Raw genomic sequence first — 297 nt, 5'->3', positions numbered from 1 at the left:
CACGCCGAGAAATCAAACAACAAGTGGCTTCTCCTCTCCTTTGGATTCACTACACGTTGACCGACAATCTTATTTAGAGAGATCTTCACAAGAGGATCATACAACCAATTACCCCTATTTTTTTGAAGAAAATCCCTCACAACAAGAAACTTATAGTAAGAAATTTCCAACATATAATGAGGTTCAAACCCAATACATCAATAAGCCGGAAAATGTCTCTAACCCAAATAGAGAAATTTCATATAACCAAAATAATTTAGATGAGTTTCTTTCCTCATCAAAACCTCTTAATACAAA

The 297-nt window shown here is 34.3% G+C and carries 1 pseudogene; it reads left to right on the top strand.

Features of this window, described 5'->3' with window-relative positions:
• Positions 1–297: pseudogene (locus tag ACFINC_RS11360) on the top strand (SPOR domain-containing protein); the annotation flags it as partial.

Origin of the sequence: Bartonella sp. AP58NXGY (assembly GCF_042195785.1) — a bacterium.
In the GTDB taxonomy this organism is placed as follows: Bacteria; Pseudomonadota; Alphaproteobacteria; order Rhizobiales; family Rhizobiaceae; genus Bartonella.
This window is presented reverse-complemented; position numbering and strand designations above follow the sequence as displayed.